Annotated in this window: 6 protein-coding genes; 3 read left to right on the top strand and 3 right to left on the bottom strand. The window is 61.2% G+C overall.

Going from position 1 to position 5,399, the window contains the following annotated elements; translation table 11 throughout:
* The 3 genes from H0V34_13970 to cls all read left to right on the top strand — a co-directional run.
* A partial coding sequence (locus H0V34_13970; protein MBA2492745.1) for a translocation/assembly module TamB domain-containing protein occupies nucleotides 1-516 on the top strand: 516 nt, incomplete at its 5' end.
* A gap of 355 nt (nucleotides 517-871) precedes the next feature.
* Nucleotides 872-1,372, top strand: a complete 501-nt coding sequence (locus tag H0V34_13965; protein MBA2492744.1) for a class I SAM-dependent methyltransferase — start codon at nucleotides 872-874, stop codon at nucleotides 1,370-1,372.
* A 495-nt stretch (nucleotides 1,373-1,867) separates the two neighbouring features.
* Nucleotides 1,868-3,283, top strand: coding sequence for a cardiolipin synthase (gene cls / locus H0V34_13960; GenBank protein ID MBA2492743.1), 1,416 nt, complete (start codon nucleotides 1,868-1,870; stop codon nucleotides 3,281-3,283).
* A gap of 38 nt (nucleotides 3,284-3,321) precedes the next feature.
* On the opposite strand, the gene H0V34_13955 is transcribed toward cls, so the two are convergent.
* The 3 genes from H0V34_13955 to H0V34_13945 form a co-directional block, all read right to left on the bottom strand.
* A complete protein-coding gene (locus H0V34_13955; protein ID MBA2492742.1) occupies nucleotides 3,322-3,978 on the bottom strand; it encodes a membrane integrity-associated transporter subunit PqiC in 657 nt (218 codons plus the stop codon).
* Nucleotides 3,979-3,983: 5 nt separating this feature from the next.
* A complete protein-coding gene (locus H0V34_13950; protein ID MBA2492741.1) occupies nucleotides 3,984-4,907 on the bottom strand; it encodes an MCE family protein in 924 nt (307 codons plus the stop codon).
* A 69-nt stretch (nucleotides 4,908-4,976) separates the two neighbouring features.
* On the bottom strand, nucleotides 4,977-5,399 hold a 423-nt coding region (locus H0V34_13945; GenBank protein ID MBA2492740.1), incomplete at its 5' end, for an ATP-binding cassette domain-containing protein.

The following is a 5,399-nucleotide window of genomic DNA, read 5'->3' as shown; positions in this document are numbered from 1 at the left end:
CCCATCAGCGAGCCGGGATTGGACGTACGCGCAATACGCGGCGACCTGGAAGACGAAGACGTTGTGGTGGGCGTGGAAGCGCGCGGCAGCCTCCAGAAGCCGAAGTTTCAGCTATTTTCCGAACCTGCCATGCCGCAGCAGGAGCAGTTGTCCTATCTGGTGCTGGGGAATGCGCCGGGCGAGTCATCCGGTGGTGAGAGCTCGCTGCTGGCACGGGCCGGGCTGGCGCTGGGCCTTAAGGGCGGCAACTACCTCGCGGAGAACTTCGGCTCCAGACTGGGCGTGGACGAGATCGGTCTGGAATCTTCCGACACGGGCGAGGGCGAGCAGGCGTCGCTGGTGATTGGCAAGTACCTGTCGCCCAGGCTCTATTTAAGCTATGGCATCGGCCTGCTGGAACCTGTCTCGACCGTGCGGCTGGAGTACGCGATCACGCGCAGCCTGGAATTTGTCACTGAATCCTCGGGCGCGCAAACCGGTGGCGACGTGATCTACACCATCGAGCGAGGCCAGTGACGCGGCCGCGGTCGCGCGCAGTCGACATATTCCCTCCACACGCGATCAGAACGACATCGCCAAAAGCGAAAAATCACCTGTATACTGACCGTTGAAGTCGGCTGTCGTCCCGTTCATGAAAATCGTACCGTGCATGCTGAGACGGGATTTCGCCGCTCGAGCGTTTCGTGATGACATAGTTACTCGACCATTAACCAAAGGAGGTGTGAAAATGTTCAAACGGAAGGTAAAGCGACTGGTTCCATTGCCGCTGTATGTCTACATGCGAACGCGGCGACAGCAATGACAACTCAATCGATTCGAGCACATATCGTGTGATACGACCCCCTTGACAAGCCACACGGACCGTGACGAATTGGCAAGCGTTTTCTTATCGACCGATGTCGACCGGGAATGGTCGTCAGTCGAACAGGAGGTCAACGCGCTGGGCATCGGCAATGACGGCGGCATGAACCATGGAGATCGGCGCGCCATTTACTACATGCTGAAGCGCTTGTGCCCCAGAACCGTTTTGGAGGTGGGAACCCACGTTGGCGCATCGACTGTCAACATTCTGGCTGCCTTGCGGAACTGTAGTTCGCGAACTCAGGTTGATTCCAGAAAGATGATTACAGTCGATATTCGTGATGTGAACGATGCGAAGTCGCAACCGTGGAAAAAATTTGGATCTAAAGATTCGCCGCGTGAAATGAGCGAGAAGATGGGAGTGCCGAATATGGTTCAATTCGTTGTCAGTCCGTCGACTCGATATCTTTCATCCTGCACCGAACGTTTCGATTTTATATTTCTGGATGGGAACCATGACGCAACGACAGTCTATCAGGAAGTACCTTTGGCGCTCGGGCTTCTCAAGTAAGGGTGGCTCGATTCTGCTTCATGACTACTTTCCTGATCTAAAGCCATTGTGGTCGTACAGGAATGTCATTCCCGGGCCGTGGTTGGCCACGCAACGCTTGAAGCTTGAGGGCGCGGATTTTAACGTGGTGCCATTCGGTGAATTGCCGTGGATGACGAAATTCGATTCCAAGGTGAGTAGCTTGGCGCTGCTGGCGAAGTGACTCTGGTGCAGACGTGAAACTTGTCCTGCGTTAACCCAGATAAATCGAGAATCACAGGCGCGGTTCCTCATATTTATAACCGGGGCGCCGACCTCTACCGCCTACCTTCCATCAACGTTTCGTCTTCCAGATCCAGAGCAGCGTTACAAGCGACCGGCTCTATTGCGGGGCAGGGCCAGCATGCTTAGGGCCGGAACCCCTCGGCGCAGGCGCGACCAGTGGTTTATTCCGCGCCCATGGATCGCCTTGTCCTGGGCGCGTCCAGATCGATCGTGGGCACCTGGCTGAATGCGATGTTCGTCGCGCTGCACGCCGTGCTCGCGGTGGTGAGCGCGGGTCACGCGCTGCTGTACAAGCGCGATCCGCGCGCCGCGCTGGGCTGGATCGCGGTGAGCGTGGTATTTCCTTATCTCGGGCCGCTCATGTATTACCTGTTCGGCATCAACCGGGTGCAGACCCGTGCGCGACAGTTATCCGGCGCGGCGCCGCGGCGGTTCAGCGTCGGGTTTGAGCGCGCCGACGAACAGCCAGCCGCGCAGCCGCCGGTCGTCCAGTTGCCTGACGAATACGCGGAGCTGGCGCGCGTTGCGGCGACCATCACCCGTCGGCCGCTGTGCGCGCACAATACGATCGAGATGCTGCATAACGGGGAGCAGGTGTTTCCGGCGATGCTGGCGGCAATCGACGCCGCCCGACAATCGCTATATTTAAGCACCTACATCCTTGAGACCAACACGACCGGCCGACGCTTTATCGACGCATTGAGTCGCGCCACGGCACGCGGCGTGGCCGTGCGCGTGCTGATCGACGGCGTAGGCGAATGGTACTCGCGGCCGCGCGCGACTTCGCTACTGCGCAAAAAAGGCGTGCGCGTGGCGAGCTTTCTCCCTCCGCAGCTGTGGCCGCCATCGGTGCATATCAACCTGCGTAATCACCGCAAGATTCTGGTGGCGGACGGCGACGTGGCGTTCACCGGCGGCATCAATATCGGCGACCGGCACCTTGCCGATAATCTCGCCGATCCGTCCCGGGTGGCGGACACGCACTTTCGCGTTTGCGGCCCGGTGGTCGCGCAGATCGAGGCGGTCTTCATCGAGGACTGGCGATTCGTAACCGGCGAATCATTGACACCGTCACCTGCGTCGCAGGCGACGGCCGGCGACGCGATTTGTCGCACCATCACCGACGGACCCGACGAGGATCTGGACAAGCTCACCATGATCCTCGCCGGCGCCGTGTCCGCCGCCCACCGGAGCGTGGCCATCGTCACCCCATATTTCATCCCGCCCCGCGAGCTTACTTCCGCGCTGCAGGCGGCGGCGTTACGCGGGTTGCAGGTGAGCGTGGTGTTACCGGCCCGCAACAACCTGCCGTACGTGCATTGGGCCACGCGCAACCTGCTGTGGGATCTGCTGCGTTACGGGGTGCGCATCTACTACCAGCCGCCGCCGTTTGCGCATACCAAGCTGTTCGTGGTCGACGATCATTACGCGCACATCGGCTCGGCGAACTTGGACCCGCGCAGTCTGAGGCTCAACTTCGAGCTGGCCGTAGAGGTCTACGAACGCGCGTTTTCGCAAGCGGTCGCCGGCTACATCGCGGACATCAACCGCCGTTCGCGCGCGGTGACTCTGGCCGAAGTCGACGCGCGACCATATCCTGAGCGTGCGCGCGACGCGTTCTGCTGGCTGTTTTCGCCGTATCTGTAATGACAGTCGTGATTTGCGCATCCGATGCCGGACGACTTTCAGCCGCAGACTGGTGGATTTTCGGTGAGCACCGCACTCAGTGTATCGGCGAGCTGCTGGAATACCTGCTCGACCGCACTATGGCTCGCTGTTACGCCACCGTACGGATTCCGGCTTTCCGCTGGTGTGACAACGTTCAGCACGCGGCTGACGAGCAGCCGTCCTCGCGTCAGGTCGTATAGATTCACGCGCAAGGACAACTCAATATCGCTGGTTTTATCGAGAAACACCTGCCTGAGCTTCAGCACCTCGCTCTCTAGCCGGAGCTGCGCCTGAATGGGCGCGGGGCTTTCCACCACCGCCTCGAACAGCCCGCTTTCCCCAAGCGCGCGCGTCATCAGCGGCCTCAGCATGCGCGCCGGCGTATCCGCCCAGCGGTGCGCGACGAAGTAATCCACGCGGTGATCCTGCTCAATGTAGGCCATGCGCGTGGTGGCGTAGCCGGGCGCCGCCAGCGGCGAGATGATCAACAACGATCCGCACGGTTCGATGTCCACCGGCACGGCGGGGGTGAAGTCGTCCTGCCACTCCAGCAGATAAACCGTCTGCGGTTCGTGCGTGAAGCCGGGCAGGGCAGCGCACGACGATACCAACAAACCCGCGAGTCCCATGGCGGTACTGCCGAGTAGCGCCTTCACGGCCGCCGGCTGATGCATGCGCGTCACTCGCCCGGACCCGGCTCAACCTCGGGCGAGCCGAAGATTATGGTGCTGGGATCGCGCGCCAGCTCCTCGCTCAAACGGCGCAGATTGGCCACCATCTGACGCAGTTCCACCACGAGCGCAGTCGCCTCGGGCAGCGCCTGCGCCGTGAAGCGCTCGACGTCCCGGCCGCTGGTAATCACACTCTGGTCCAGGTTTCCCATGACGATGGCAAAGCGCCTGGTAGTTCGTTCGATCGAGCGCATGCTGTGTTCGGCGCGCGTCATGATGTCCGGCAGGCGCACGGATGCGCGGCGCGTGTTGCCCATGGCGTCGGCAAGGTCGTCCAGCGCGCTCCCGATCTTCGGCGCGCGCCCGGCCATGCTGCCGGTGGCGGTCTCGATATTCGAAAGTATCTGCGCGAACGACTCGCGATTATCGTCGCTGAACAGATCGTTGATCTTGTCGGATGTCACCATCAGGTTTTTGCCCAGGATCGACAAGGTCGCATCGAGCCGGCCCAGCAGCGACGGGTTGCTCTCGATCACCGGATACGGCTCGCCCTTGCGCGCCCGCAACGGCGACGCATCTGGCGTACCGCCGAGGATGTTGATGTAATTTATGCCGGTCACCCCGGTGGTCTCCAGGCGCGCCGCGTCGTTCTGCCGCACGATCACGTCGCTCTCGATGTCCAGCAACACTGCCACCCGCTGCGGGTGCGTGGAATCCAGACTGATTTCCCGCACCCGCCCGACCTCCACGCCGCGATAATTTACCGAGGCGTCATCTTCCAGGCCAGACACCGATTCGGTCATGTAGACCCGATAGGTCTTGTAATCCCGACTGCTGATGTCGGCGCTCAGCCACAGCACGCCGCCGATCAGCGCCGCGCCGAACAGCAGCACGAACGCGCCGATCAGAGTGTAATTGAATTGAGATTCCATACGGGTCCGTGAGTTTTGTTTGACGGGAATGGATCAATTGTTTTGCCTTGAAATTCGGCTGGCCCCGGACTATACCGCGTCGGCGGGCCGCGCCGCGCGCGCACGCGGTCCCTGAAAGAAATCTCTGAGTTCCGGCGCAAGCGAGCGCGAGAGCGCCGGCATGGTGCCGGAGCTCAAGATTCTGGCGTCGCCTAAAAATATCACGCGATCCGCGACTCGCCACAGCGAGTCCATGTCGTGCGTCACCATCACGATGGTAAGACCGAGCGACCCGCGCAGTTGCAAGATCAGTTCGTCCAGCGCATTCGCGCTGATCGGGTCCAGGCCGGAAGACGGTTCGTCCAGAAACAACAGCTCCGGGTCCAGCGCCAGTGCGCGCGCCAAGCCGGCGCGTTTGCGCATGCCGCCGCTGAGCTGGCTGGGATATAGATCGGCGGTCTCCGGCCCCAACCCCACCAGGGCCATCTTGATGATAGCGATCTGCTCGAGAAC

The organism is Gammaproteobacteria bacterium, from assembly GCA_013696315.1.
GTDB lineage: Bacteria > Pseudomonadota > Gammaproteobacteria > JACCYU01 > JACCYU01 > JACCYU01.
This window is presented reverse-complemented; position numbering and strand designations above follow the sequence as displayed.